We start from the raw sequence: 25,705 nt of genomic DNA, 5'->3' as shown, positions 1-25,705 counted from the left end.
GGGTTTGGGAGTCTTTCGCGAGGCGCGTTAACCGGTCATAAATCTCATACGCCTCCTCCGCAGGCAACACCGCCCGAAGCTCAGCCATCCCATCATCAAGCTCCACGACCCGCACATGCCGACGCTTGAGGGCTTCTTGATGTCTTTGGGCGAGGGTTTTCACCGCGTACATCGCGGCAAGCCTGCGCGCGATCGGACGAAACCTGCTCGGCGTCTCACGGGCCCCGATCCGCACCGCGTCTTGCTCATACGCGCCCCGCCGCAGGGCAGCGTCTGCGAGCTGCTCTTCCACAGTGAGAGCATCCGGGGAGTCCGGGACAGAAACATCGGTGAAGATCGTGGCGTATTCCGCGATGATGCGCACATGCGGCAACGCAAGACTTCCACCATGCAGGGCGTCATGGGTTGCGGGGAGCGTATGCCGGGTTTGATAGGCCAGATCTAGGTCCCGGGCTGCGGTGTGTTCGCTGTGCTGGCATACCATCGCGACTTGAGCGCGGAGGGATCGGAACGAGAGCTCACTCTCCCCACCCCGGAACGCAGGCCGCGGGGTGGGGGTGCTGCCAGGGCAGGGTGCGGGTGATGCGGGACCCACGAGTGCGGGCGACGCGGGACCCGCGGGTGCGGGTGCTGCGGGTGTGGCACAGTCTGCTGGCGTGTCAATTTCGGCGAGAGATGGGGTCTCGGATGCGGTGTTCTCGGCGGCGGGCTCTGCACTGCAGTTCTCAACTCCCGGGATCACTGCTGCGCTACCCGTGCCTTCATCAGCGCTAGCTGCGGGTTCTGGCCCGAGCGCTGTCTCGTGAAGATCAGCGAGGAGACTGAGCCGTTCCGCGTCTCGGCGACGCTGCTGCGCTTCCCACTCCTCAAGGGCCGTGAGGAGCGCGTCCACTCGCACCAGGCGAGGCGGGAGCGTGGAACCGAAACTCGACCCGGCACCAGACTCACAACCAGAACCAGAACCAGACCCGGAATCAGAACCAGACCCGGAACCGGCACCGGACCCAGAACTGCCCCCAGAACCAGAACCAGAACCAGAACCAGCACCAGAATCGGAACCAGACCCGGACCCGGACCCGGACCCGGAATCACCAGTCCCGCCAGAACGAGATCCGGCACCGTTCGCAGCACCAGAACCACCTGCACCAAAACGGCCCGCACCCTCACCGGAACCGCGCAGACCTTTCCCGGGACCACCCGCATCGGGGGTCTCGGGGAAGGGTGCGTCTCCGGTGAGCGTCATGCGTCTATTCCAACACATGCCGCTGACAATCAGGCCTCGAAAACCGTTGAAAACACGCGGAAGTCGGGCCAGAAAGTGGGGCCGCGGAAAGAACCCCTGATGGACATACTACGTTTTGAGGAGGCCACATTTTAATAACAGTTCGAAAGTATGTTCGAGGGCCTTTTGTCAAATCCAGGGAAGCCTCGCACCCCCACACCCCGCATCCCCACACGGCAGCAGCCGCTAGAACAGCGCGGTGTCCCGCCAGACCCGGTGCGCCTCGATTCCAGGCTCAGAGAGCAAGGCCCCCGCACACGCCGCGCTGCATGCCACGAGCGTCGAATCGAAGTCGATCTCGCTCACGAGCACCCACTCGCGCCCTTCGGGCCACACGATGTTGGGGCTCTGCGGATCACCACGCTCGACCTCGGGAATCCACGGTGCCCGGGCTGACCAATCAGCTGCGGCGAGCGCTCGCGGTCCTACCGCAAAGCACACGTACTCGCGGTAGGGCAGCGACAGGCGCTCGCCGCGCGCAGCCTGCCGGGAAAGCACGCCGGACCCGGGCGGCTGGCTCACACAGGGAAAGAACAGCGCGCGCACCGCGGACGGGAACCCAAAATGACGCCGGCGTTCGCGGAAACTCAGGACGTGACTCATGACCCGCAATCCGAGGCCCAGCAGCGGGCGCGGGATCCAGCGTGGCGGATCCGGCACCCCAAAGAACCAGCCCACGCCCTGCGCGCTCACCAGACCGCCGTAGCCCTCCCACACGCCCGCAACCCCGGTGTCGGGAGTCGAGGTCTGCCGCGCAAGCACGCCGAGCACCCGCGTAAACAGCTCCGGTGGCAGCGTGCCCTCGCGCGGGGCCGAGTACCGCCAGCCGTCGGCGGCGAGCGCGTCGTTGGCCTCACCGTATGCGGCACCCAGCAGATCCCACGAGCGAGGAACGTCCTCAAGATCGCGACCCAGCGCAGCAGCAGTATCCGCCCAGCTCACCGACTCGGTCAGCAGCTCCGGGGCCGAATCCCAGTCGGCGGAAGCCACCTGTGTCTCCCAGTCAGCGAACGTCCCGGTCTCGGGCCGGTCCCGACTGAACGGCGGCAGGATCCGGATCACGACGTCGAAACCATCCGGCACGGTGTCGCGCAGGCCATCTGGCCCGTCGCCCAGTCGGCCGGCGAGCCATGCTCCGACGCGACCCGGCACCCACGGGAACGCCTCGGTCACGGGAGCAGGATCACCTTGCCCGTGGTGGCCCGCCCCTCAAGCGCGCGATGAGCGGCAGCGGCCTCGGCAAGCGGGAAGCGTGCGCCGATACGCAGGTGCAGCTGGCCCGCGGCGATCGCGGCAAAGAGTTCCCCGTACCGCCAGGCCCGCTCCTCGGGGCTCTGCAAGAAGTGTCCGAGCGAGGGTCGGGTCACGGAAAGCGAGCCCCCTGAATTGAGTCGCTGCAGGTCGAACGGCGGGACCGGTCCGCTGGCCGCCCCGAAGAGCACGAGCTCGCCACGCACGCGAAGCGCCCGGAGCGAGTCGTCGAAGGTGTCCTTGCCGACCCCGTCGTATACAACTGCTGCCCCGACGCCGTCGGTGAGATCCCGCACCGCATCGGCGAAGCCCGCGTACGGGAGCACCTCTGCCGCGCCGGCACCACGGCTCAGCTCCTGTTTCTCGGGCGTCGACGCGGTCGTGATGACCCGAACCCCGCGCGCGGTGAGGAGCTGAGTGAGGAGGAGCCCCACGCCGCCCGCGCCCGCGTGCACAAGCACCGTGTCTCCGGGCTGCGGGTGCGCCGCAGAGGTTGCAAGATAGTGCGCGGTGAGACCCTGCAGCGGGATTGCGGCCGCGGTCTCCGCGTCGATCCCCGCGGGCACGGGCACTGCACGTGCGGCCTCGACAACAAACCGCTCCGCGTACGTTGCCTGAGCCTCGGTGGTTGTCACGAGATCACCCACCGTAAAGCCGGCGACCTCCGTGCCGACGGCGAGCACCCGACCCGCGGCCTCCTCTCCCGGGGTAAAGGGGAATGGGACGGCGTAGATCCCGGAGCGCTGGTAGGTCTCGATGAAGTTGACCCCGACCGCCGCGGTTTCGACGAGCAGTTCTCCCGGTCCAGCTGCAAGTTCTGCGGCCTCGCCGATCTGCAACACGTCGGGGCCGCCGGTGGTCTGGGCAATGATTGCGCGAGTCATGTTCTGAGCCTACGCGGCGCGACGTCCAGTTCCCAGTGGGGTGCGGGCGGCCGTGCGGGAACGGCAACGCCCCGTGGGGGCCGCTCGGGGAGAGCAGCCCCCACGGGGCGAGGGTGTCGTGGCTACGCGGCGGCGCGCACCTTCCGTACGGCGAGCCCGGTGAGCACCAGACCGAGCGCCCCCCACAGCACCAGCAGCACGGCGGCTCCCCCCGCTCCGGCGCCACCGGTCGCGACGGCTTGGAACCCGGCGAGCGCCGCACCGACGGGGCTCGCGTCGCCGAGCGCCGCGAGGGGGCCCGGCACTGTCGACACGATTCCCACGGCGAACGCCACGACAAGCAACACGAAAGCGATGAAGCGTCCGACTCCGCCGAGGAGCGCAGACAGGCCCTGCACGAGCAGCGTGAACGCGATGCCGGCGAGCAATGCCAGCCCGAAGAATCCTGCGGCCTGAGCGAAGTCGTAGCCGAGCGCGATCGGCAGCGCGATCCCGGCGATCGCGCCCTGCGCGGCACCGAGACCGATCGCGGGCAGTGCGCTTCGGAAGGTGATCGCACCGATTCCCCGCGCCGCGTTGCGCGTGCGTCGCCACAGCGGCGCGAGCACGAGGAACGCCGCGAGTGCGCCCGCCCACAGGGCGATACCCGCGAAGAGCGGCACCCCGGAGGCGTTGAACAGCTCATCGCTGCCGCCCTCGGACTTCACCGGAGTCAAGGCGGTTTCGGCGATCTTGTCGCGCTGAGCTTCGGTGTAGTTCGGGATCCCGCTCACCGCGGTTCCGAGCCCCTGGGCGAGCTCGGACGCCCCGGAAGCGGACTGGCCCACGCCGTCGGCGAGCTTCGCGGCCCCGTCGGCAAGTTCCGGGGTGTTCGCGGCGAGCTCCGCCGTGCCCGAGGCGAGCTCCGCCGTGCCGGATGCCAGGCCGGACGCGCCCTGGGCGATGCCTGACGCACCGCTTGCGACCCCGGACACACCGGTGGCCAACTCGGAGGCACCAGCGGCGAGCTGCGAGGTCCCCGCGGACACCCCGCCGACCCCGGCGGCGAGCTCCGCAGCGCCCCCAGCGAGACCCTCGGCACCGGCCGCGAGCTCTGCGGCACCCCCGGCAAGATCCTGCGCCCCGGACGCGAGGCCCGCAGCGCCCCCAGCGGACAGCTGGGCGCCTGTCGCAAGCTCGCTCCCCGCCTGCTGCAGCAGCGTGAGGTTTCCGCCGATCCCGGCGAGCTCACCCCGTGTCTTCGCGATCGCGTCGAGCGCTTGCTTCTTCGTTGCCTCGTCCGGCATCGGAATGGTGCCGTCGGAAATCGCGTTCTGCACCTGGAGCAGGGTGGCGTCCAGCTGCCCACCACCAGCCAAGACCTGACCGACGATCGCATTCACGTTCCCGGTGTACTCCCCGACCCCCGCGGCGAGCGTCTCGGCACCCGCGGCATACTCCTGGGCTCCGGCGGCGTAGCCAGCGATTCCCGGATTATCCGCCCCGTCACCGCTCGCGAACACCCGCAGCCCGCCGGCGAGCCCGGCGGCACCGGATGAGAGCTCGTTCGCCCCACCGGCAAGCGCCCCGGTTCCCGCCGCGAGCTCGGAGATCCCGCCTGAGAGCGCGCTCGCACCCGCGGACAGCTGCGCGGCACCGCTCGACAGTTGCCCGGCACCGTCCGACAGCTGCCCCGCGCCACTCGACAACTGTCCGGCACCCGCGGAAAGCTGCTGTGTGCCATCCGCAAGCTGCTGCGTGCCATCCGCAAGTTGGGTTGCCCCGTCGGAAAGCTGGGTCCCGCCATCGGCGAGTTTCGTCGCGCCGTCGGCGGCGTCGCTGAGGCCACCGTGCAGCTCGGTCATGCCGACGAACACGCTGCCAACAAACTGCTCGCCGAGCTGCTGGTTGAGCACCGAGGTCGCAGTCTGCGTCACGATGCCGGAGAGCGCGGTGTCGATGAGCCGACCGCGGTCGCTCTCCTGAATGTCGATGTTCGCCTGGGTGGCCTTGTCGGGGTCGCCAGAAAGCGAGGTCGCGGCGGCCGAGAAGTTCTTCGGAATCGTCACGACGGTGGCGTAACGGCCGTCTTTCAAGCCCGCGTCGGCGTCGTCTTCGTCGGTGAGAACCCAGGTGAAGTTGGTGTCTGCGTCGTCGGCGGCCTTCCCGGCCTCACCGATGAGCTCGCCCGCGAGCACACGACCGAGCGGCACCAACTGGCCGTCGATCTCCACGGCCTTGTCGTGGTTGACGACGGCGGCTGTCACGGAATCCAGCCGTTCGGTCGGGTTCCACAGCCCCCACAACAGCACGCCCGCGACGGTGAGTGGGACGAGGATCAGGCCAAGCAGCGTGGTCCAGCGCACGGGCTTGCGGCTCGAGATGCGGATCAGTGCGGCGCTCATCGGGCACCTCCTTCGGAAATCAGCGTGGTGCCAGGGCGCCCGATAGCGGGTTCGGATGCCGGATCAGGTGCCGGATCGGAACCGGCGTGTGTCGCCGCGACGGGCACCCCGGGGCGCACGTACTGCGTGCCCGCGGGGAGCACCCGATCCGCGATCTCCCGCGATCCCAGCACGACCACGGTGAGCTCAGGGGCTGCTCCCCGGTCCGCGAGTGCGAACTGTGCGGCAAGCGCGGAGCGCATCCCGTCGACCTGGGCGAGCGGCAGCGGACCCTCGGCGGCGGAGCGGAGGTCAAGGAGGAGCACGGCGGGACGATCCTGCAGTGCGTCACGCAGCGATGCCGGATCGGCCCAGCCGGCGCGAGCGCGCAGTGAGGAGGCCCGCTCGGGCAGCAGGAGTCCCGCGACCTTCAGCGTGCCACGCGTCACGGGGGCACGACCCGCGACCGCGGTCGCGAGCGCCAGGCTTGCGGGGTCCTGCGGATCCAGCAGCAAGGTCTCCCCGGCGGCCACCCGGAGGTCCGGCAGGCGTACGCTCCCGGCCACCTGGAGGGCGTCGGACGCCATCACAGCCTCGGGCATGTCGGCGGGCCATTCGGCGTGCGCGATCTCCCGCGCCAGTCCCTCACCCTCGACATCAAACGAGGGCAGGATCCGGCTCAGCCAGCGCGGCATCCGCCACGCGCGATCACCGAGCAGCGCGAGCACCGCTGGCACGAGAGTCATACGCACGATGAACGCGTCGACAAACACGCCAACGGCGAGCCCCAGCGCAATCACCTTGATGCTCGGGTCGCCCTCAGGCACAAAGGCGGCGAACACGGCGAACATGATGAGGGCCGCGGCCGTGACAACCTTCGCGCTGCCCACAAAACCACGCTGGATCGCGGTCTGCGCGTCTGCCCCGTGCACATACTCCTCCCGAATGCGGGCGACGAGGAATACCTCGTAGTCCATCGCGAGTCCGAACAGCACGCCCATCAAGATGATCGGCATGAAGCTGAGCACTGGGCCGGCGGAGTGCACGTTGAGCAGATCCCCCAACCAGCCCCACTGGAACACGGCGACGACCGCGCCGAACGCGGCACCCACCGAGAGCAGGTAGCCAAGCGTCGCCTTAATGGGCACCCACACGGAGCGGAACACCATGGCGAGCAGGATCAGGGACAAGCCGACAACCAGGATGCCGAACGGCAGGAGCGCTTCGCCCAGGAGGTGCGACACGTCGATACCCACGGCCGTAAAGCCGGTGACCGCAAGGCTCACGCCGTAGCGGTCGAGCCATTCGTCATGGTGCGCCCGCAAGTCCGAGACAAGCTTCTCGGTGCTGAGCGACTGCGGACCGTCCTCCGGCACCACCTGGATGATGCCGGTGTCGGCGTTCTGGTTCGGGGTCGCGAGCGGTACGTCGGCGACGCCCGGGATCGCGCGCACCTCGTCCGCGAGATCTTCCATGAGGCCCAGCGGATCCGTGCTCGTGATGATCGAGCCGGTCAGGATCAGGGGACCATTCGCGCCCTCCCCGAAATGCTCGCCGGTGAGCTCGTAGGTGACGCGCGCCGGATCCTCTTTCTCGAGGGTTTCCGCGCCAGGGAGGGCGAGTCGCAGGTCCATCGCGGGAATCGCGGCCGCGCCGAGGCCGACGAGCACAACAAGGATCGTGATGATCGGCTTCACCGTGGCGATACGGACCCAACGGGCGAAGAACCTGTCCGCGCGGCTCTGGGTGGGCACCGGGGCCGCGGCCGCGGCGGGTGCCGGATCGCTGCCTGGCGCGGTGCCCAAGGCCCCAGCACCCGCCGCACGCAGTGCCCGCTGCTTCTTGGGCAGGATCTTTTCGCCCGCCATCGCGAGCACCGCGGGCGTGAGCGTGACGCCGATCAATACCGCAATGGCCACACCGGCGGCGGCGGCAACACCGAGCGCGGTGAGGAACGGGATTCCCGCGACGGCGAGGCCGAGCAGCGCGATGATCACTGTCAACCCCGCGAAGACAACCGCGGAGCCGCTTGTCGCGGTCGCGCGCGCGATGGACTCGGTCATGCCGAGCCCCGAGCGCAGCTGTTCCTGGTGACGGCTCACGATGAAGAGCGTGTAGTCGATTCCCACTGCGAGGCCCAGCATCAGCGCCAGCATGGGGGTCGTCGACGTCATGTCCGCGAAGGCTGTCGTCACGAAGAGTCCCGCGATTGTCACGCCCACGCCGAGAATCGCGATGAGCAGCGGCATGCCTGCCGCGACGAGCGAGCCGAGGGTGAACAACAGCACGATGAACGCGATCACCACGCCGATTGCCTCAGTAATCGTGAAGCCCGGGATCGCGACCGAGAACAGGTCACCGCCGTAGGAGACCTCTGAGCCGGCGGGCAGCGTCTCGTCGAGTTCCGCTGCAACGGCGATAATGCCGTCGCTCGTTTCGACGGGGGCGTCGCTCTGGGTCGCGTCGATCTGAATGGTGAGCAGGGCGGCCCGACCGTCGTCGCTGAGGCCACTCGCGCCCTGCTCCGCAAAGGGGTAGGAGATTCCGTTGACCTTTGGGAGGTCCGCGAGCTCGTCTGCCGCCGCGACGATGTCCTGCTTCACGTCTCCCGCGTCGACTCGCTCACCCTTCGGGGCCACGACGATAATTGTGGCGCTCGTGCCGCTCACCTCAGGGAAGGTGCGGCCCAGGGTGTCGATCGCTTCCTGGGATTCGGTGCCCGGGATCGTGATCGGCGCGTTTGCCCCCTGGGAGAAGAGGGCGGCGCCCACGCCCAGCAGCGCGAGTACGGCGATCCACAGGATCAACACGAGCTTTCGTGCGCGCGCGGCCCACAGGCCGAGCGAGTAGAGCAGGGTCGACATGCGGTGAGGCCTTCCGGTCGCGGACAGATCGCGGAACACGCGGAAATGGCGACGCGAGCGCATCGCCGGCCCCCATGCACAGCGTCGATACACCAGTGTATCCGACTCGATACAGTAGTGTATTCAGGAGACGCTCAGCGACCGCGCGCTGACCCCGCTCCCGCGCGAAAGGCAGGTGATTCGGTGACAACACCACCCCCCGAGACACCCGTGAGTTCGCGCCGCCAGGAAACCCGCACCCGGCTCCTCGACGCCGCCGTTGAGGTGTTCGCGGAGGACGGCCTCCAGGGTGCCGCCGTCGAAACCATCAGTGCGCGGGCCGGGTTTACGCGCGGAGCGTTCTACTCAAATTTCGAGAGCAAAGAAGAACTGTTCCTCGAACTGTTGCGGCGCGAGTTCGACCGCCGTGCTGCGGACCTCGCCGAAAAGGCGCTCGCACTCGAACCCACGCTGCGGGAAAACGTGGGCTGCGTCTCCCCCGATCAAGCCGCAAGCTACATCGTTGAGTTTTTCGCCCCCGCGCCCGACGCCACCGCCTGGTTCGTGCTCGAGGCCGAGTTTCTGCTCCTCGCGATGCGGGATCCGTCGATCGCGCCGGGGCACCACGAGTTCATGGACCGGTTCTACCAGAGCATTGCCGGCAACGTGGAGCGCGTGCTCGCGGCGGCCGGCCGCCGCTTCGTGATACCAGTCGAGCACACAATGCCCGTGCTCAGCAGCGTCTACGAACACGCACTGCGCACGAACGCCCTCTCGGGCTCGACGTCCTCGACGCCGTTCGAGCAGCTGGGCGGCCGCCTCGCTGAGCTTATCTTCGCCTTGACCGAGGAGATTTAGCCTCAACCCTCAATTTGCGCGCTCGCACGAATCTTGCGATACAGCGTAGCCCGGGAGATCCCGAGCAGCTCCGCAGCCCTGGATCGGTTTCCCTCCGCAACCAGCAGCGCCCTGCGGATCGCGTCCTGCTCGGCACGCTCCATCAGACCCTGCTGGGGCCGGCCGGGCAGGTAGGAAGGAAGGTCCGCGCGCTGAACGCACGCCTGATGCTTCTGCGAGACCGCATGAATCGCTGCGGCTCGGAGCTCCGGGAGGTTCCCTGGCCAGGTGTGATGTCGCAGGGCAGTCAGTGCAGAAGTAGAGAGGGTGGCACCTGGTGCTGCCCCGACCCGAAGAGCGAAACTCGCCCAGAGCTCAGCCAGGTCCGCTCCGCGCGTGCGGAGCGCGGGAACCTTCACCGCGTGCGCATCGAGCATAAACCCGATGAATGCGGCGGCCTCTGACTGGCCGGCTGCGATAGTGAGCGCGATCCTGTGTGGAAAATCTGCCGCTCTCACCAGCGACCGGAGTCCGCCGAGCTGCCGCGATTCAAGTGCATCAATTCGAGTCACGATCACGCGCTTTCCTGATCTCACGAGGGCACCTGCCTGCTCAAACCAACGCGCGGGGCCCAACGTGACCAACGCTTGCGCATCGATCACCCCCAACGCCGTCCCCACGCGTGATTCGTTCAGTGCCTCGCCGGCTGCGAGCGAAGCCTTCCCCACCCCGGCTTCCCCAACCAGCAGCAGTGGGCGGATCCCCGCTTGGGCGCGCCGAACCGTGTCGACTAGTGTCCGCCAGGACGGCGAGCTCCCAGCGAGCGGGATGGGCTGCCCCGGTGAGCTTGCGGGAGTACCGCCGCCCGCATCAACGGGGAGACCGATCCGAATCAACCGGTTCTCCTGCCCCAGGTGCTGCTCTACGCGCAGTTCCACGACGCCAAGACTCGTCTCGGCCCGTGCTCTGCCCCTACTGTCAACGTGCCGTGAGGCGAGCTGAATCGTGAGCAGATCGTCCGAGCTGAAGCGACGCGCGGCGCTGTTTTGCATAACGGTCCCGTGCGAGGTAAACCCGATAACGGGTTCATCCCTGAGGCCTGAGCGGCGAAGGAACTCATAAATGAGATGGTCCGCGCCTGGCTGTAGCTGAGCATTCATCGCCCAAGCCAGCCTTCTGGTGGGAAGCGCGACGTTCTAGCGCTCCGCACTTCCAGCCCACAACACACGCCCACGTCCGCCACGGCGCCCTCTCTGCCCGCTACTCGCCCGGCGTCGCTTCGGTCCGGTCGAAGACGCGTCTGAATCGCATGAGTTGCCGGTCTCGCCATCCCACTCGGTCAGACCACTCATGTTCCGGGAGGAGTTCACGACGCTGAGCGACCACGTGCTCGACGAGCTCAGACGTCCACGGGTCGTCTTGGCCACGCTCTGCCCCCATACGGGCGTACGCCTGGCCCATTTTGCTGACGTGCGAGGCGATTCCGCCACGTGTGTTCAGGTCGGCTGTCTCGAACGGGCCGATAAACGCCCACCGTCGGCCGAGGCCCTGACTCATCACGGTGTCGATGTCTGCGACGTTCGCCACTCCGTCCCTCACCAAACAGTATGCCTCCCTGAGGACGGCACCCTGCAGCCGGTTGAAGATGAAGCCCTCAGCTTCCCGCTGCACACGCACCGGAAAGAGTGACGCCCCGCGGTACAGGGCTTCAGCACTGGCTACAATTTCCGCTCGCGTGCCGGAGGCCGGCACCACCTCGATAACCGGGATGAGATAGGGGGGATTCCCCGGATGCCCCACGATGACCTGCTCCGCGCGGTCGAGGCCCTCTGCGATCAGAGACGGCAGGATCGCGGAGCTGGAGCTTGCAAGCACCGTTGTGTCGCTCACGGCGGTTGAGATTGACGCGAAGAGGGCACGCTTCACTTCCAGCTGCTCAGGGACACACTCCTGGACGAGCTCGGCACCCGACACCGCAATGACGACGTCTGCCACGATGTCGACGCGAGCGAGAGCCTCGTCAACGGAGACGTCGAGTAACCCCTCGCTTGCAAGTGCCTCGTATCGTGCCCGGAGCTCTCCTGCGGCGCGTTCACGCGCTTCGGGAAACGGGTCCCAGAGCCGCACGGCAGCACCGCCAGCACTGAACACTACTGCAAAGGCGACCCCGATCGACCCGGCACCGAGTACGGCGACCCGCGCGCCCTTCAACTCAGCTCCGGGAATGATCGGTCTCCGGTGAGGGCGCGGCGAAGCAGACCGAGCGCGTCGCGCTCGGTCATCTCGCGTGGATTGTTTGCAAGGAGTCGCGTGGAGAGCATTGCCTGCTCCGCAATCACCGCGAGGTCCTGTTCAGTCACCCCAAGTTCGCTGAGGTCCGCGGGCACTCGCAACGCCGCGAGCAACGCGTCGATCCGCTCAATGCCAGCGATAGCCTGCTCGAGCTCCGCGGCTGTTGAGTCAGCAACACCAAGCAGGCGCCCGAGTTCCGCGAACACCGAAACACGCGCGGGCAAGTTATAGCGCATCACATATGGCAAGAGGGCTCCAACCCCCAACCCATGTGGAGTGTTCGTAAGCCCCCCGATCGGACTCTGTAGGGCGTGCACCGCGGCGGTTCCCGCAGTGTTCAGTGCCATCCCCCCGCAGAATGCTGCAAGCATCGTGTCTGCACGTGCGTCCCGATCGAGCGGGTCAGCGGCGATGCGCTCTACTGACTGGTTCAGCAATTGCAGGCCATGCCGACAGTAGATGTCAGTCAAGACGTTTTTTCCAACGTAGAGATGCTGCTGCATTTCCTCAGGCGAGGGGTTCTTCGCAAGATCCGTAAAGGTCTCCACCAGATGCGAAAGCGCGTCTGCCGCAGTCGCCGCGGTGAGCCCCGGCGGAGCGGAAAGCGTGAACTCCGGGTCGATCACCGTTGCCACGGGTTCTAAGCGGCTACTCGCAACACCAACCTTGACTCCCCGCTCAGCGTCGAACACCACCCCGATACACGAAACCTCAGCACCGGTTCCGGCCGTAGTTGGGACCGTGATAATCGGAAGGACCGGCCCCTGTACGAGGTTCTCCCCGTAGTAGTCTCTGATGTCCCCGCCCTGGGCAAGAACCAATGCGGTGACCTTCGCCATGTCGAGGCAGCTTCCCCCGCCAATTCCGACGACCACGTCAATTCCCGCGTCGCTGTACGCGGCGGCGGCCTGCTGAATATTCTCCCGAGGCAGCTCAGGAGAGACCTCGGCATACACACGGACCTCGAGCCCAACATTTTCAAAGGCAACGACCACTTCTGAGAATTCTGGAGTTTTCGCCATCCTGGCATCAGTGACGATCAACGCACGCCGACCGTGCTGAGCGACGAGATACGGCAGCTGCGCACGCTGGCCCGGCCCAAATATGACGGAGTGCGGTTGGCGCAGCAGGCCGAGGCCAAGCTGATTCGTGTTTTCAGTGGTCATGCGAGAGCTCCTTCGGTGTCGATATTCAGTGCCATGTAGTGCGGTTCAAGGAACTCGTAAATCCCGCCCTGCCCCGCTTCCCGCCCCAGGCCCGAGGTTTTCGTACCACCGAACGGCGCGGCTGGATCGGCCATGATTCCGCGATTGAGGCCAACCATCCCGAACTCCAAGCGCTCGCCGAGTGTGATCGCTCGTGAGATGTTGCTGGTAAAGAGATACGCTGCGAGCCCGTACGGGGTGTCGTTCGCCAGGCGCAGCGCTGCAGCAGCGGAGTCAACGGTATATAGCGCGGCGACCGGCGCGAACAGTTCCTCGTTACTGAACTTGTGCCGCTCTTCGTGGAACTCAACGATGGTCGGCTCAAAGAAGAAGCCGTCGCCAGCAACGGGCGCGCCACCCAGCAGCACGCGGCCGCCGACCTGCGTGAAACGCTCGAGTAACGCCACAACCCTGTTGCGCTGTCGCGCCGAGATGAGAGGGCCCACCTCTGACCCTGGGTCGAACCCGTCCCCGACATTGAGCGCCGCCGCCGCTGCGACAAACTTCTGCGTGAACTCTTCGGCGATCTCACGGTGCAGAATGATGCGGTTCGCCGCAACGCAGGCCTGACCGGCGTTACGAAACTTGCACAGGATTGCTTCGCGCACCGCAAGGTCGACGTCGGCGTCTTCGAGAACAATAAAAGGTCCATCGCCACCGAGCTCCATGGCCGAGTTTACGACGCCAGGCGCTGCCTGAGAGAGCAGCAGCGCCCCCACCTCTGTCGACCCAGTAAAACTCACTTTGCGCAGCCGTGCATCGGCCATAATTGCACCGGAGACCTCGCTGGTCTCCCGTGTGTGGATAAGGTTCACGACACCAGCAGGGAAACCAGCGTCGTGTAAGACCTGGGCAAAGAGTGCCTGCGTGAGGGGGGTGTCCCGCGCGGTCTTCATCACCACGGTGCATCCGGCACCGAGCGCCGCCCCGGCCTTCCGTGCGCTCATGAGCAGCGGAAAATTCCACGGGGTCACGAGATAGCTCGGCCCAACTGGGCGATGCCCAACGATCACGCGGTAGCCACCATTTGATCCCTCGGCATAACTGCCTCTCAAGTGCGCAACCTGCTCGGCAAACCACAGGAAGAACGCCGCGGAGAGGGCAAACTCGCCTCGCGACTCGCTGAGCGGCTTCCCACTCTCCAAAGTCATCGTCTCGACGATCAACTCCTCCCGGTCCAGCAGGAGCCGGTGGGCCCGATGCATGAGATCCGCCCGGGCCCGGGGCGGCCAGTTCGCCCAGCTCTCTTGCGCCGCATGCGCGGCGGAGAGGGCGCGCAGCGCATGCTCGACTCCCCCACTCGTCGGAGCCGCGATAGTGGCACCCGACGCGGGATTCACCACGGGAAAACTGTCTGGTGTGGTCACCCATTCCCCTGCTATCAACAGGTCGAGCGGGATGGCGCTTCCTCGGGGAGCTGCGCTACGCGTGGTCATGGGTTCTCCTTGTGGATTCGGGACGTGAGTCGTGCCCAATGAAAGCTAATCGTAATATAAGCATCTCGTATTACGATAGTCTGAGATGCGTAGGATGTGCTGGCTCCTTGACCAGAGCTATGCTGATCGTCACGCTGAGCGCTCGGCTGTGTCTGACCCATGCCCGCCTGGAGGAACAATGACGTCACCTCGAACTCGACCCGCGCAGATTGACTTTGCAAAGGAGGCAGTACTCTTCGACACCGCACAGCCGGCGCGATCGGCTGCCGTTGCCGCCAGACAGTACATTGTTGACAGCTGGGTGCGGTCTAAATCCGCTCTCGGCATGCCCGACCGGATCACGAGCGTCCCCGTCGTGGCGGAGGAAGAACTGGACGACACGCTGCTCGATGTGCTGCACACCCCAATGACGAGCTTCGCGCGCTCGCTCGACGGCACCGGGGTTGGTTTGCTCCTCGCTGATGCGCACGGTCGCATCCTCGAGCGCTGGGCCGGCGGCTCCACCGGCATGAAGCACCTGGACAGAGTCGGTACTGTTCGAGGCTCCGTGCTTTCGGAGAGCGTGGTGGGGACGAACGGTGTCGGCACAGTCCTCGCGACTCGCCGCCCCACTCAGATTGTCACGAATGAGCATTTCTCTGAGCTCTACCGGGCTGCGATCTGCACTGGTGCGCCGATTTTTCATCCCGTCACCCAGGAGTTGCTTGGAGCGGTGACGCTGTCCTGCGACACCGAGCAGCAAACCCAGCTGCTCCAGGCGCTGATCCAAACGCTGACCATGAACCTCGAGCATCATATGCTCACATTCGAACAACCAGGAACCAGGCTGTTGCTTGATAAGTTTCTCCGGATGTCGCGTCAGGGCGAATCGCCGCTCCTCGGATTCGACTCCGCTGGACTGCTCGTGCAAAACGCTTCCGCGGCACGATTCAGTCCGGAAGACCTGCTCGCGATCCAGCAGGCCGCCGCAACAGCTGACGCACGCGGCCACTCTCACAGCGACACCTCGGCTGGCCGGATCAAACTGCTGGTCGAGCAGTTCCCCGGTGCCGGGACCGTCCTGGTTCGGGTGACTCCGGATACCCCGCCTCGCGCGTTTGCGAGGCACACACCTACCCCACCGGCCCTGCCCCTTATCGGGAAATCCCCTGGATGGCGCGAGACGCTGCAGCTCGTATCGCGCACGCGCACAAGCTCGCGTCCACTGCTGATTTCCGGCGAGGCTGCCAGCGGGAAGACGTCGCTCGCTCTTGGCGTTGCATACGACCCGGTTCGACCACTGCCCAATGTCGCCATTTTCGAGGCCGCAGCGCTCCCCGTACTGGGAATGCACCGTTGGTTCGAACGCCTCGAACACCACCTCAGCACCCACCAGCGCGTCATCCTCAGAAATATTGACGCACTCGAGAACACCACGCTCGAAACGGTGCGCTCGCTGATCTCTTCGCACGCACAGGCGAGTCGAATCGCGCTGACTGCGACGGTGCAGTCCCCGGGCGCCGCAGAGGCTCTCGCCCTCAACTTTGGTGCCCACCTGATTCCGGTGCCCCCGCTCCGCACCCGCGAGAATGACATCGCGGCGCTCTGGGAACGGTTTGCCGACGCTGAACTCCCCGGCTCCCACGTCCGCCCTTCCTCGGACGCGCTCACCGTAATGCGCAGGCACTCCTGGCCAGGGAACCTCCGCGAACTCCAGACTGTCGTCGCCGACGTCGTAGCTCGCAAACGATTCGGCATCGTTGAGCCGGAGGAGCTCCCCGTCTGTTTCCGCACGCCACGATCTGCGGGCTTGATCGAGCAAGCTGAAGCTGAAGCGATCAAACGAGCGCTGCACCAAGCTGGCGGGAACCGCGTGCGCGCCGCGGAGATCCTTGGGATATCCCGTGCCACCGTCTACCGGAAAATGAAGAGCTACCGGCTGTCTTCTTAGGCCACTGTCAGGGCGGCGGGGCTGGAGAATTGTTGTACGGCGGCGGCTACGCGGGAGAGGACACCACATCGGCCTGCCTCCCCTTGCGCTCGCGAAGCGCGGTGCTTACGGCTGGGGCGAGCGCTCGCACGAGCACCACGATCAGCAGCACCGCGGCCTGTGCGATGAGCTGCCAGGAGTCTGGCCAGCCAAGGGCCCGGAATAGCTGACCCAGCTGGGTAAGGAACAGTGCAGCAACCCCGGAGCTCACGACGCTCGCCAGCCCACCCGTCAACGCGGTGCCGCCAAGCACGACCGCGGCAACGGTCGGCAGCAGGTACGAGTCGCCAAGGAAGAGCGCTGGAGTCTTCGTATACGCCGCGAGCAGAATACCCGCGATGCCATAGAGCCCGGCCGCGACACCGTACCCGAGCACCTGGTAAGACCCAACGGGTGCCCCGACCACGCGGGCAGCAGCTTCACTGACTCCGACGGCCGTGAGCCTCCGTCCGATCACCGTTTGGCCACCGATGAATCCGGCAATCGCCAGCACGACGAGCGCGATCAGGAGCGTGTTCGGGATTCCCAACGTGCGGTCGAGCGACATCCGGTTCAGTACCGCTGGCGCGCTCGCGGGCGTTCCCTTCGAGATCGCAAATACAACGCCGAGCAACACGCTGTTCATCCCGAGCGTCACAACCAGCGGCATCACCCGGAAGAACACGACGACGGCACCGCTGATCAGCCCGAACACCAGAGGCACAGCAATACCCATGAGCACCGCTGGCAGCACATCCCACCCATAGGACTGCGGGAGCTTCGTCACGAGGACAGCTCCGAGCGCGATCATGCCAGGCACGGAAAGGTCTAGTCCGCGCTGCTGCACCACGAGTGTCTGACCAGCCGCGGCGATGGCCAGCACCGCCGCAAATGGCAGCATACTCAAGAGGGGCGCTAGGCCAAGGCTGCCTGGCGCGATGAGCGGACTCACCGCGAACAGCGCCAACGTTGCGATCCAGATCGCTGAGTATCGACCTGAGAGCGCCCTGGTCATCAGCTGGCCACGGTCCGAACCTGTCTTCGTGTGCATGGTCAACTCCTCGTCCTGCGCAGCTGCGCATAAAAGATTGCGGCACCGACAGTGATCAGGCCCGGCAGCAGGTATGACCAGGCCTGCGTCAGCCCGAAGAACGGCATCGCATTGATCACCTGCTGCACGAGCACCGCGGCAACCACGATCCCGATAAACGATCCGCGGCCGCCGAAAATGCTTGCACCAGCGAGCACCAGGACAGTGACGGACGACAGCGTGTACGCGAGGCTTGGCCCGCCGTCACCGATTCCAACCTGAGCCATCATGATGAGCGCAGCCGGCAGTACAAGCAGCGAGGAGAGCACATAAGAGAACAGCTGCACTCGCCGCACGGGAATGCCGAGCCGCTCGGCCGCGTCTGCGCGCGAACCGTAGCCCCGAAGCTCAATTCCCCACCTGGTACAGCGCAAACTCCACTCGAGGAACCCCGCAACCGCGACCGCAACAATGAAGACCACCGGGACCATCCCGATCTTGAAGGTGACGATGTCGGTGAGCGCAGAAGAAATTAGCCCGCCCGGTGTTGGGCGAAGTGCGAGGAAGGCCCCCTGCAGACCCATATACGTTGCCAGAGTTACCACAATGGGACTGAGTGTGAACCGCGATGTGAGGAAGCCATTCAGGAACCCAACGCCAAGCGCACCAATGAGAACGAGCCCCAGCCCGAACCAGATGTTTCCGCCGTCAATGATCCAGAAAGAGCCGGTGACGACGAGAAACCCCATGAGCGGCCCAACGGAAAGGTCGAATCCGCCCCCGAGCACGGTGACGAGCTGCGCCGACCCGACCAGGATGAGCGGCGCGACCAGAAAGAGCAGGTTCGCGATATTGAACGCGGAAAAGTAGGCGGGATTTGACGCGCCCACGGCGATCGCAAGCACCGCAATCACCAGCGCAAGCACCGCTGCAGGCGATTGATCGCCACGCAGCCACTTCGTGAGCCGTGGACGCCGTCCCTTGCGCCCGTTCCCGATTACCTCAATGCGCGAGGTCGTAGCCGTCAAAGCGGCGCGCGCGATGCCCTCTTCGCTCACATCAGTTGCTGCGAGTTCCTTTACGATCTGACCCCGAGACATGATCAGGACACGATCACAGAGTCCCTCTAGCTCCACTCCGTCGGAGGAGAGAATAACCACAGCTGCCCCCTGGTCGGCGGCATCGCGCAGAATCTGGTAGATCTCGACACGAGCACCAGCGTCGACGCCCTGAGTTGGCTCCTCGGCAAGGATCACCCGTGGCCCGGCGAGCAGAGCGCGCGCGAGCACTACCTTTTGTTGGTTCCCGCCCGACAGCGACTTCACTGGCGTTCGCGTCGAGGGGGTCTTGATCCCCAGCTTCGCGATCTGTTCCCTAGCCACTTTTGCGCTCCGCGATTCGCTCACTACCCCGGCACTCGAAACTGTCCCAAGAGTCTGCGCAACGATGTTCGTGCCGACCGAGAGCGGCAAGAACACTCCCTCGCCGTGACGGTCAGCAGGGACATACGCGATGCCAGCACGCGATGCGTGCACGTTGCTCCCCCGTCGAACCGGTGTGCCCGCGACGGATACCGTTCCCGCGGAAGCACTGAGTCCCGCGAGCGCGCGGATGAGTTCGGCCTGTCCGTTACCCTGCACTCCAGCGATCCCGACGATCTCGCCAGATTTCACCGTGAGATTGATATCGGTGAAGGAAGCGGACTCCAGCCCCTCGACAGTCAGGCGCTCGGAGTTCCCGATACTTCCGACGACACTTCCCTTCGGCGGAAACACGGCCTCAAGGGCGCGACCGATAACGAGCTCAACGATTTCGTCTTCGCTCACCGAATCGGCCGGGAAGGTGCCACGGATCGCCCCATCTCTGAGCACCGTCAGGCGATCCGAAATGCGCTTTACCTCGGGGATCCTGTGGGAAATGTACACAACGGCCGTACCCGAGGCTGCGAGCTCACGCACCCGGCCGAACAACCGCTCAACAAGATCAGCGTTCAGATGTTCAGTTGGCTCATCAAGGATAAGTACCTTCGGAGCGAGCGCAAGCGCTTTGGCGATTTCAACAATGAATCGCTGCTCGACGGGAATGTCAGCAACGCGGGCTGTCGGGTCAATGGGCACGCCCCATGGCTCGAGCTGCGTTCTGGCCCACTCTGGGGCGCGCCGTATGCCGCCGACGCGCTCGTAGCCAACGCCCACCGCCATGTTCTCCGCGACCGTAAGGTCGGGGAGAAGCGCGGGGTCCTGGCGCACGATTCCCAAGCCGAGCTCACGCGCAGTCTCCGGAGAGGCTTCCTCGAGCTGCACGCCTCCGATCAGGACGATCCCCTCGTTCGGCGCGAGTGCCCCAGAGGCCACGGCCATGAGCGTCGACTTCCCCGCCCCGTTCTCGCCGACGAGGGCATGCACTTCGCCTGCGGTTACGCTGAGCGTCACGTTCTTGAGCGCGTGCACACCGGGGAAGCGACGCTCGATCCCCCGCATTTCGAGCAGCGTGCTCGGTACCGCGTCGGAAGCCGTGGTGTGTGCAGGCGCGTAGCTCGGCCTTGTAGCTTCAATCATGATGTGTGTTCTCCTGCCTGGGCTGGCGACCCGAGAGGTACTGGCTTGCTACTGGGCAAGGTAACCACCGTCGATCACGAGCTCTCCGCCCGTCATGAAGCTCGACTCGTCGCAGGCGAGGAACAACGCGCCGGACGCGATCTCCTCTGGCGTGCCAGGACGCCCCATGGGTGTCTGACCAATCACGAACTCGTTGACATCGGCGGCCTGATTCTGGGTGAGTGGTGTCCAAATGAATCCTGGGTGCAGGGAGTTCACTCGGATGCCAGACCTCGCATACGTAATTGCCGCGTTTTTTGACATATTCCGAACGGCGCCCTTTGAGGCGTGATACGCGTGTGCACCGCTAACCGCGGCATTGCCCCAGATTGAAGACACGTTGATGATTGACCCGGTTCCGCGCTCAGACATGTGCGGGATCACCTCGCGCATCCCGAGGAATGGGCCCGTCTGGTTCACCGCGATAACTCGGTTCCAGGCATCGAGCGATAGCGTGCCAACTGGCTCATACTCAATCATCCCGGCGTTGTTGACGAGAACATCGATGTTCCCGGACGCCTCAATGACTTCCGCGACGAGCCGTTGCCAGCCGAACTCATCAGCCGCGTCATGCCGACGATAGTGAATTCCGGACGCATCAAACGTCTCGTTCTCTGCGCGAGCGGTCGCGTACACCGTTGCGCCCTCGCTGGCGAACCGTTCGGCGATTGCGCGCCCGATCCCCCGCCCTGCTCCGGTAACGATGGCAACCTTGCCGTCGAGTCGACCCATGTCCCTGTTCTCCTTGACTAGTCACTACGCTGTGACGCGGCGCGAGGGGTGCTGGGGTACAACGCGTCCCCCAGCACCGGTGCTCGCAACACCGCGCGTCCTACTGGGTCGTTAGTTGAAGAGCTCTTCGAGGCGCTCAACGCTCAGCCCCGACGAGAGAATCGCATCAGCTGGCAAGCTCGGCTCGCAGCGCGGCTGCATCTTCGGATCCGTCGAGTCCTCGATGATCTCCAGGCTGAACGTCGACGGGTCGTTGTTCACAATCCCGTTGTGGGCGGCAAGCCCCTTATTGAGCGCGGCTTTCACGACCCAGTTCCTGGATGACATCGTGGCGATTTGGTACGTGGAGTCCGCTGATCCGTACTCCCCCCACAGGCACGCAAACTCATTTGAGTCGTTCGCGCTCCAGACGGGAATGTCCTTGCCAGCGGCTTGGAACGCTCGGATCCCACCGACTGAGCCCCCGCCGTAGTCGGCGATGATACCGTCAATGTCGCCGTGCGCGGTGATAAGCCCGGCGACGACCTGCTGGGTCTTCCCCGGCTCCCAATCCGTTGAAACAGGGCCGTCCTCGTTCAACAGCTTGACGTCAGGAAAATCCTCGAGAGCACGCACGGCACCCTCGTATACGCCCTGTGAGTAAGAGTTCCCAGCGATGCCACCGAGCATCACGACGTTCCCCTTACCCCCCATCTTCTCCATGGTCCACCGCGCGAGCCCCTCGCCGTATGTGCCAATGTCCTCCGACACGAAGTCGACGTAATCTACACCAGGCTCGCCCCCTGGCGACCCAACAAACGGAACAAAGCTCACACCCTGCGCGGTCGCCTGCTTGATCGTTGGAAGCAGCGCTTCACCCCCATCAACAAAGCTGACAATGACGTTCACGCCCTGTGCGACGAGTGAGTTGATGTCAGAAATCGCTTTCTGCGTGTCACCCTGAGCGTCTGTGTAGAGCACCTCGGTGACGTTGTCGCAGTTCGCGGCCCAGTCCTCAAATATTGCCCTCGTGATAAGGCGCCACGAGTTCCCGCCAAAGCCATCTGCGAGCGCCACCTTGATGGGCTCGGTGCCGCAGTACTCTGTGATGTCACTAATTTCGGCTTCGACCCCAACCTTGCCGAGCTCCTGCCCCTCGGGCACCACCGTCCCGTTGGCTGCGCTCCCATCGGCAGGCGCGTCCCCAGAGGCGCAACCGGCGAGCGCGAGTCCAGCTACGGCGAGTAGTGCCGCGCTCTGAAGTACCTTTCTCCGAATCATGCGTGTGTACACCCTTCTTGTGTGATCGCGCAAAGGCCCGTGAGGTGGGCGTCCGCGCCCACCGCGCTCACCACTGAACGCTGATTCGGGCACGGTTTGCACTGTGGCTGAGGTTGAGCGCTGCCCGGCGCCTGAAATGGCAATGGGATTGGGCTGGACTCATCGAAAGAATAGGCAGCCGTCGCAGCCGGGAGCGCAGGCTGACTCACTATGAGACACCACAGTCTCATTTTGAGACCCTTGCCGCGTACGCCACCCATTCAGGCGCGAAGCTGGTGCCGTTCCAACACAGTGATGCACCACCCGTGCGGCCCAGTTCAAAGGAGATCTCTGATGCCCTCACCTCGCCCTACCGACGCTCTCGGGGAGGTTTACGCCGAGTGGGCCGTCGAAATGGATCGATACCCTGACATGTCGATCGAGCTCCTCAGGATCATCTTCGATGATTGGCAGCGTGTCACGGCAGAGCCAGAAGACGTCACCTACCGTGAGACCACGATCGGCGGCGTGCCAGGCATTCTCGTGACACCGCTGGCGAGTAATCCGCAGGAAGTGTTGGTGCTGTTGCACGGCGGAGGGTTTGCGCTCGGCTCATCGCGCAGCCATCGCAAGCTGGCTGGTCATCTTGCCCTTGCCACCGGGGCCACTGCATTCGTCGCAGATTTCCGGCTCGCCCCCGAACATCCGTTCCCCGCGGCGATCGATGACGGAGTGGCGATCGTTCGCAGCCTCCGTGAGTCCGGGGTTCGCGCAGGTGACATTACCCTCGTCGGCGATAGCGCAGGTGGCAACCTCGCACTTGCAACGACCCTCCGGTTGCAGCAGCTCGGTGAACCGCTCCCTGCCCAGGTCATCACGATGTCCCCGTGGCTCAACATGGAGAACACGGGTGCCACCATCGAAACGAATAACGCGACCGATTTCCTCATCACCCGCGGCGGGCTGCAGGCCAACATCGACCGCTACATCGGAGGGGCCACAGCACCCACTGATCCACTCGCGAATCCGCTGCACGCGGACCTCAGTGGGTTCCCGCGGCTCTACATCTCCGCCGCAGATACCGAATCGTTGTTCGACGACAGCGTCCAGCTTGAATCTCGGGCTCGTGCCGCGGGTGTCGACGTCACCTTCTCCGTCGGGAAGGGCATGCAACACGTCTTCCCGTTCCTCGCGGGCCGCCACCCGCGTGCAGACGAAGAAATCGCGCTCATTGCCGACTGGTATCGCGCTGGCCGGTAGCCCGGCATCGCTCTCCACACCCTCGATCGAAAAGAGTTACTCATGTCACACAGCACTCCCACCGACTACGACGCCCTGGTCATTGGTGCCGGCTTCTCCGGTCTCGCGATGCTCCACCACCTGCGCGAAGCCGGCCTGAAGACGCATGTCATTGACGGCGCCGACGGTATCGGCGGCACGTGGTGGATCAATAGGTACCCGGGCGTCCGCACCGACAGCGAATACAGCTACTACTCCTTCTCCTTTTCCCAGGCAGTTCGTGAGGAGTGGGTGTGGAAGCAGCGCTACCCCTCTGGAGAAGAGGTCCTCGCCTACCTGAACTTCGTTGCGGATCACCTCGATCTACGCAACGACATTGAGCTCAACACCTTTGTTGAACGCGCGGTGTACCGCGAGACTGAGAATCTATGGGAGGTGAGCTACCGCGATGGCAGGACGGTCTCGACGAGGTTCCTCATCAGCGGCATGGGGGTGCTCTCTCAGCCAGTCTTCCCCGCGATTACCGGTCTCGATTCCTTCGCGGGCGAGAAGTACCACGCGGCACGGTGGCCACGTGAAGGCGTCGACTTTTCGGGCAAGCGCGTCGGCATCATCGGGCTTGGTGCGTCAGGAATTCAGATTGTTCCCGTGGTGGCCCCGCAGGCGAAGGAGTTCGTGGTGTTCCAGCGCACCCCCAACTACATCGTCGAGACCTCGAACGACGCTGTGACAGCCGATCAGATGCAGCACCTGCGCGACAATTACGACGCGATCTTCGAGAAAGCCGCAAGACACCCCTTCGCTGTGGCGATGGAACCAGCCGAGTACAGCGCGCTCGAGGTCAGCGCAGAGGAACGGCAGCGGATTTTCGAAAGCAAGTGGAATGAGGGAGGCTTCCACTTTGCGAACGAGTGCTTCACCGACCTCGCTTCGGACCCGGAGGCCAGCGAGCTCGCAGCTGAATTCATCCGCGGAAAGATCCGCGAGACGGTGCAGGACCCCGAGACCGCCGAGCTGCTATGCCCCAAGACTTACAGCTTTAACGGGAAGCGCGTGCCCACCGGTCACAATTACTACTCGACGTTCAACCTCGATACTGTCCGCCTCGTAGACACACTCGCGACCCCAATCACCGAAATCACCGAGCGCGGTGTGGTCGTTGATGGCACGGAGTATGAGCTTGACGTCCTTATCTTCGCGACGGGCTTCGACGCGATGACTGGCACACTCACGGCAATCGACATCGTCGGGCGTGACGGCCGCACGCTCAGCGAGAAGTGGGCGGACGAAGGCCTCAAGTCGAACCTGGGAATTTCAGTCCACGGCTTCCCGAACTTTTTCATGTCACTCGGAGTGCAGACCCCATACGCCAACCTCGTCGTCCCGATCCAGATGGGCGCGCAGTGGCTTCAGAGCTTCCTCATGTGGGCCAAGGAGAGCGGCATCGACCGGCTGGAGGCTACTCCGGAGTCGGAGGAGACATGGCGGGATGAGACTGAACGCGCGGCGAAGGCAACGGTGATGTACGAGGAGGGCAAAAAGGCCGGAGCCTGGTTCATGGGAGACAACATTCCTGGCAAGCGCGAGGAAGTCAATGTGTACATGGGCGGTCACGGAACCTACCAGGACTTCTGTCGCGCCGAGGCCGAGGCCGGGTACCCGACATTCCAGTTCCAGACCTCGCCGGTCAGCGCTTAGGCACGGAGGAGGAGAGCATTGGGAAGACTGGTTGGCAAAACGGCACTTATCACCGGAGCCGCGATGGGCATGGGCCGAGCAACCGCTGAGCTGTTCGCGGCCGAGGGCGCCAAAGTCGTCCTCACTGATGTCAATACGGCCGAGGGACAGAAAGTCGCAGACGCAATCAACGCAGCTGGCGGCCAGGCCGCGTTCATTCCACTGAACGTTTCAGACGAAGCACAGGTCTCGGACACGGTGGCGCGGGTGATCAGGCAGTGGGAGCGCATCGACGTGTTGGTGAATTGCGCCGGCGTTATCGGTCCAGATAAACAAACCCACGAGGTCACCGAGGCCGAGTGGGACGCGCTCTTTGCCATCGATGTCAAAGGGGTGTTCTTTCTCACGAAGCACGTCGTCCCGCACATGATCGCGAGCCGGGCAGGCAGCATCGTGAACTTCTCCTCGATCTACGGTTTGATCGGGAACGACGAGTATTCCCCGTATCACGTCGCGAAGGGAGCGGTCACGATGATGACCAAACAGGACGCCGCGAGCTATGGTGTGCACAATATCCGTGTGAACTCGGTGCACCCCAGCACCGTGCTCACCCCGCTAGTCGAGGGCGTTGCTGCGGCGTATGCGGGCGGCCTGCCCGCATACGAGCGTCACATGACGGCGAATCAGTCACTGAAGCGGCTCGGCCGCCCCGAGGACGTCGCCTACGCCGTCCTGTTCCTTGCGTCCGACGAATCAAGCTGGGTGACCGGGGTTGCCCTCCCAGTTGACGGCGGGTACACCGCCAGATAGCGCGTCACTCTTTCTCAGATATGCTTCGGCGACGTCATGT

At 64.8% G+C, this 25,705-nt stretch carries 18 protein-coding genes; 5 read left to right on the top strand and 13 right to left on the bottom strand.

Annotated features, from left to right (window positions below; translation table 11 throughout):
- The 5 genes from FM113_RS17885 to FM113_RS06870 all read right to left on the bottom strand — a co-directional run.
- Positions 1-892: DUF222 domain-containing protein (locus FM113_RS17885; protein ID WP_140393300.1), on the bottom strand; the 892-nt coding region annotated here is incomplete at its 3' end.
- A 576-nt stretch (positions 893-1,468) separates the two neighbouring features.
- Positions 1,469-2,455 carry a hypothetical protein gene (locus FM113_RS06885; RefSeq protein WP_087012884.1) on the bottom strand — a complete coding sequence of 329 codons (987 nt, stop codon included), beginning with the start codon at positions 2,453-2,455 and terminating at the stop codon, positions 1,469-1,471.
- Positions 2,452-3,417: a quinone oxidoreductase gene (locus FM113_RS06880; protein ID WP_087012883.1), complete on the bottom strand. Its 966-nt coding sequence runs from the start codon at positions 3,415-3,417 to the stop codon at positions 2,452-2,454. The genes FM113_RS06885 and FM113_RS06880 overlap by 4 nt, the downstream gene beginning before the upstream one ends.
- A gap of 122 nt (positions 3,418-3,539) precedes the next feature.
- Positions 3,540-5,801 (bottom strand): YhgE/Pip domain-containing protein, encoded by a 2,262-nt coding sequence (locus FM113_RS06875; protein ID WP_087012881.1) that lies wholly within the window; start codon positions 5,799-5,801, stop codon positions 3,540-3,542.
- On the bottom strand, positions 5,798-8,644 hold the full coding sequence (locus FM113_RS06870; RefSeq protein ID WP_087012879.1) for an MMPL family transporter: 2,847 nt from the start codon (positions 8,642-8,644) through the stop codon (positions 5,798-5,800). The genes FM113_RS06875 and FM113_RS06870 overlap by 4 nt, the downstream gene beginning before the upstream one ends.
- Positions 8,645-8,827: 183 nt before the next feature.
- Here FM113_RS06870 and FM113_RS06865 point away from each other — a divergent pair, with 183 nt between their 5' ends.
- Positions 8,828-9,481: a TetR/AcrR family transcriptional regulator gene (locus FM113_RS06865; protein WP_254908910.1), complete on the top strand. Its 654-nt coding sequence runs from the start codon at positions 8,828-8,830 to the stop codon at positions 9,479-9,481.
- Between the two features lie 2 nt (positions 9,482-9,483).
- Here FM113_RS06865 and FM113_RS06860 read toward each other — a convergent pair whose 3' ends face one another.
- From FM113_RS06860 to FM113_RS06845, 4 genes are all read right to left on the bottom strand, one after another.
- The gene (locus FM113_RS06860; RefSeq protein ID WP_176387103.1) at positions 9,484-10,398 is read right to left on the bottom strand and encodes a helix-turn-helix domain-containing protein; all 915 of its coding nucleotides are present in this window, start codon (positions 10,396-10,398) and stop codon (positions 9,484-9,486) included.
- 322 nt (positions 10,399-10,720) lie between these two features.
- Entirely contained in the window at positions 10,721-11,671 is a 951-nt protein-coding gene (locus FM113_RS06855; protein ID WP_217895969.1) for a 3-hydroxyacyl-CoA dehydrogenase, read from the bottom strand.
- Complete coding sequence (locus tag FM113_RS06850) at positions 11,668-12,918, bottom strand: iron-containing alcohol dehydrogenase (RefSeq protein ID WP_087012871.1); 1,251 nt, start codon at positions 12,916-12,918, stop codon at positions 11,668-11,670. The genes FM113_RS06855 and FM113_RS06850 overlap by 4 nt, the downstream gene beginning before the upstream one ends.
- Positions 12,915-14,393, bottom strand: coding sequence for an NAD-dependent succinate-semialdehyde dehydrogenase (locus tag FM113_RS06845; RefSeq protein ID WP_087012869.1), 1,479 nt, complete (start codon positions 14,391-14,393; stop codon positions 12,915-12,917). Before FM113_RS06845 ends, FM113_RS06850 begins: the two co-directional genes overlap by 4 nt.
- 178 nt (positions 14,394-14,571) lie before the next feature.
- On the opposite strand from FM113_RS06845, the gene FM113_RS06840 reads away from it, so the two are divergent.
- Positions 14,572-16,323 carry a sigma-54-dependent Fis family transcriptional regulator gene (locus tag FM113_RS06840; protein WP_176387102.1) on the top strand — a complete coding sequence of 584 codons (1,752 nt, stop codon included), beginning with the start codon at positions 14,572-14,574 and terminating at the stop codon, positions 16,321-16,323.
- A 46-nt stretch (positions 16,324-16,369) separates the two neighbouring features.
- Here the strand turns inward: FM113_RS06840 and FM113_RS06835 are convergent, their stop codons facing one another.
- From FM113_RS06835 to FM113_RS06820, 4 genes are all read right to left on the bottom strand, one after another.
- Positions 16,370-17,392, bottom strand: coding sequence for an ABC transporter permease (locus FM113_RS06835; RefSeq protein ID WP_087012865.1), 1,023 nt, complete (start codon positions 17,390-17,392; stop codon positions 16,370-16,372).
- Between the two features lie 2 nt (positions 17,393-17,394).
- Entirely contained in the window at positions 17,395-19,929 is a 2,535-nt protein-coding gene (locus FM113_RS06830; RefSeq protein ID WP_087012863.1) for an ATP-binding cassette domain-containing protein, read from the bottom strand.
- A 48-nt stretch (positions 19,930-19,977) separates the two neighbouring features.
- On the bottom strand, positions 19,978-20,700 hold the full coding sequence (locus FM113_RS06825) for an SDR family NAD(P)-dependent oxidoreductase (protein WP_087012861.1): 723 nt from the start codon (positions 20,698-20,700) through the stop codon (positions 19,978-19,980).
- 111 nt (positions 20,701-20,811) lie between these two features.
- Positions 20,812-21,960, bottom strand: coding sequence for a substrate-binding domain-containing protein (locus FM113_RS06820; RefSeq protein ID WP_087012859.1), 1,149 nt, complete (start codon positions 21,958-21,960; stop codon positions 20,812-20,814).
- A 333-nt stretch (positions 21,961-22,293) separates the two neighbouring features.
- Here FM113_RS06820 and FM113_RS06815 point away from each other — a divergent pair, with 333 nt between their 5' ends.
- From FM113_RS06815 to FM113_RS06805, 3 genes are read left to right on the top strand one after another with little or no spacing between them, the layout of a single operon-like run.
- Positions 22,294-23,199, top strand: coding sequence for an alpha/beta hydrolase (locus tag FM113_RS06815; protein WP_217895968.1), 906 nt, complete (start codon positions 22,294-22,296; stop codon positions 23,197-23,199).
- A 42-nt stretch (positions 23,200-23,241) separates the two neighbouring features.
- Positions 23,242-24,876, top strand: coding sequence for an NAD(P)/FAD-dependent oxidoreductase (locus tag FM113_RS06810; RefSeq protein WP_087012855.1), 1,635 nt, complete (start codon positions 23,242-23,244; stop codon positions 24,874-24,876).
- A gap of 18 nt (positions 24,877-24,894) precedes the next feature.
- A complete protein-coding gene (locus FM113_RS06805; protein WP_087012853.1) occupies positions 24,895-25,665 on the top strand; it encodes an SDR family NAD(P)-dependent oxidoreductase in 771 nt (256 codons plus the stop codon).
- Positions 25,666-25,705 lie beyond the last annotated feature (40 nt).

This window comes from Leucobacter sp. 7(1), from assembly GCF_900163635.1.
Lineage (GTDB): Bacteria > Actinomycetota > Actinomycetes > Actinomycetales > Microbacteriaceae > Leucobacter.
Note: the sequence above shows the minus strand (reverse complement) of the source record. Positions and strands in the feature narration are given on the sequence as shown.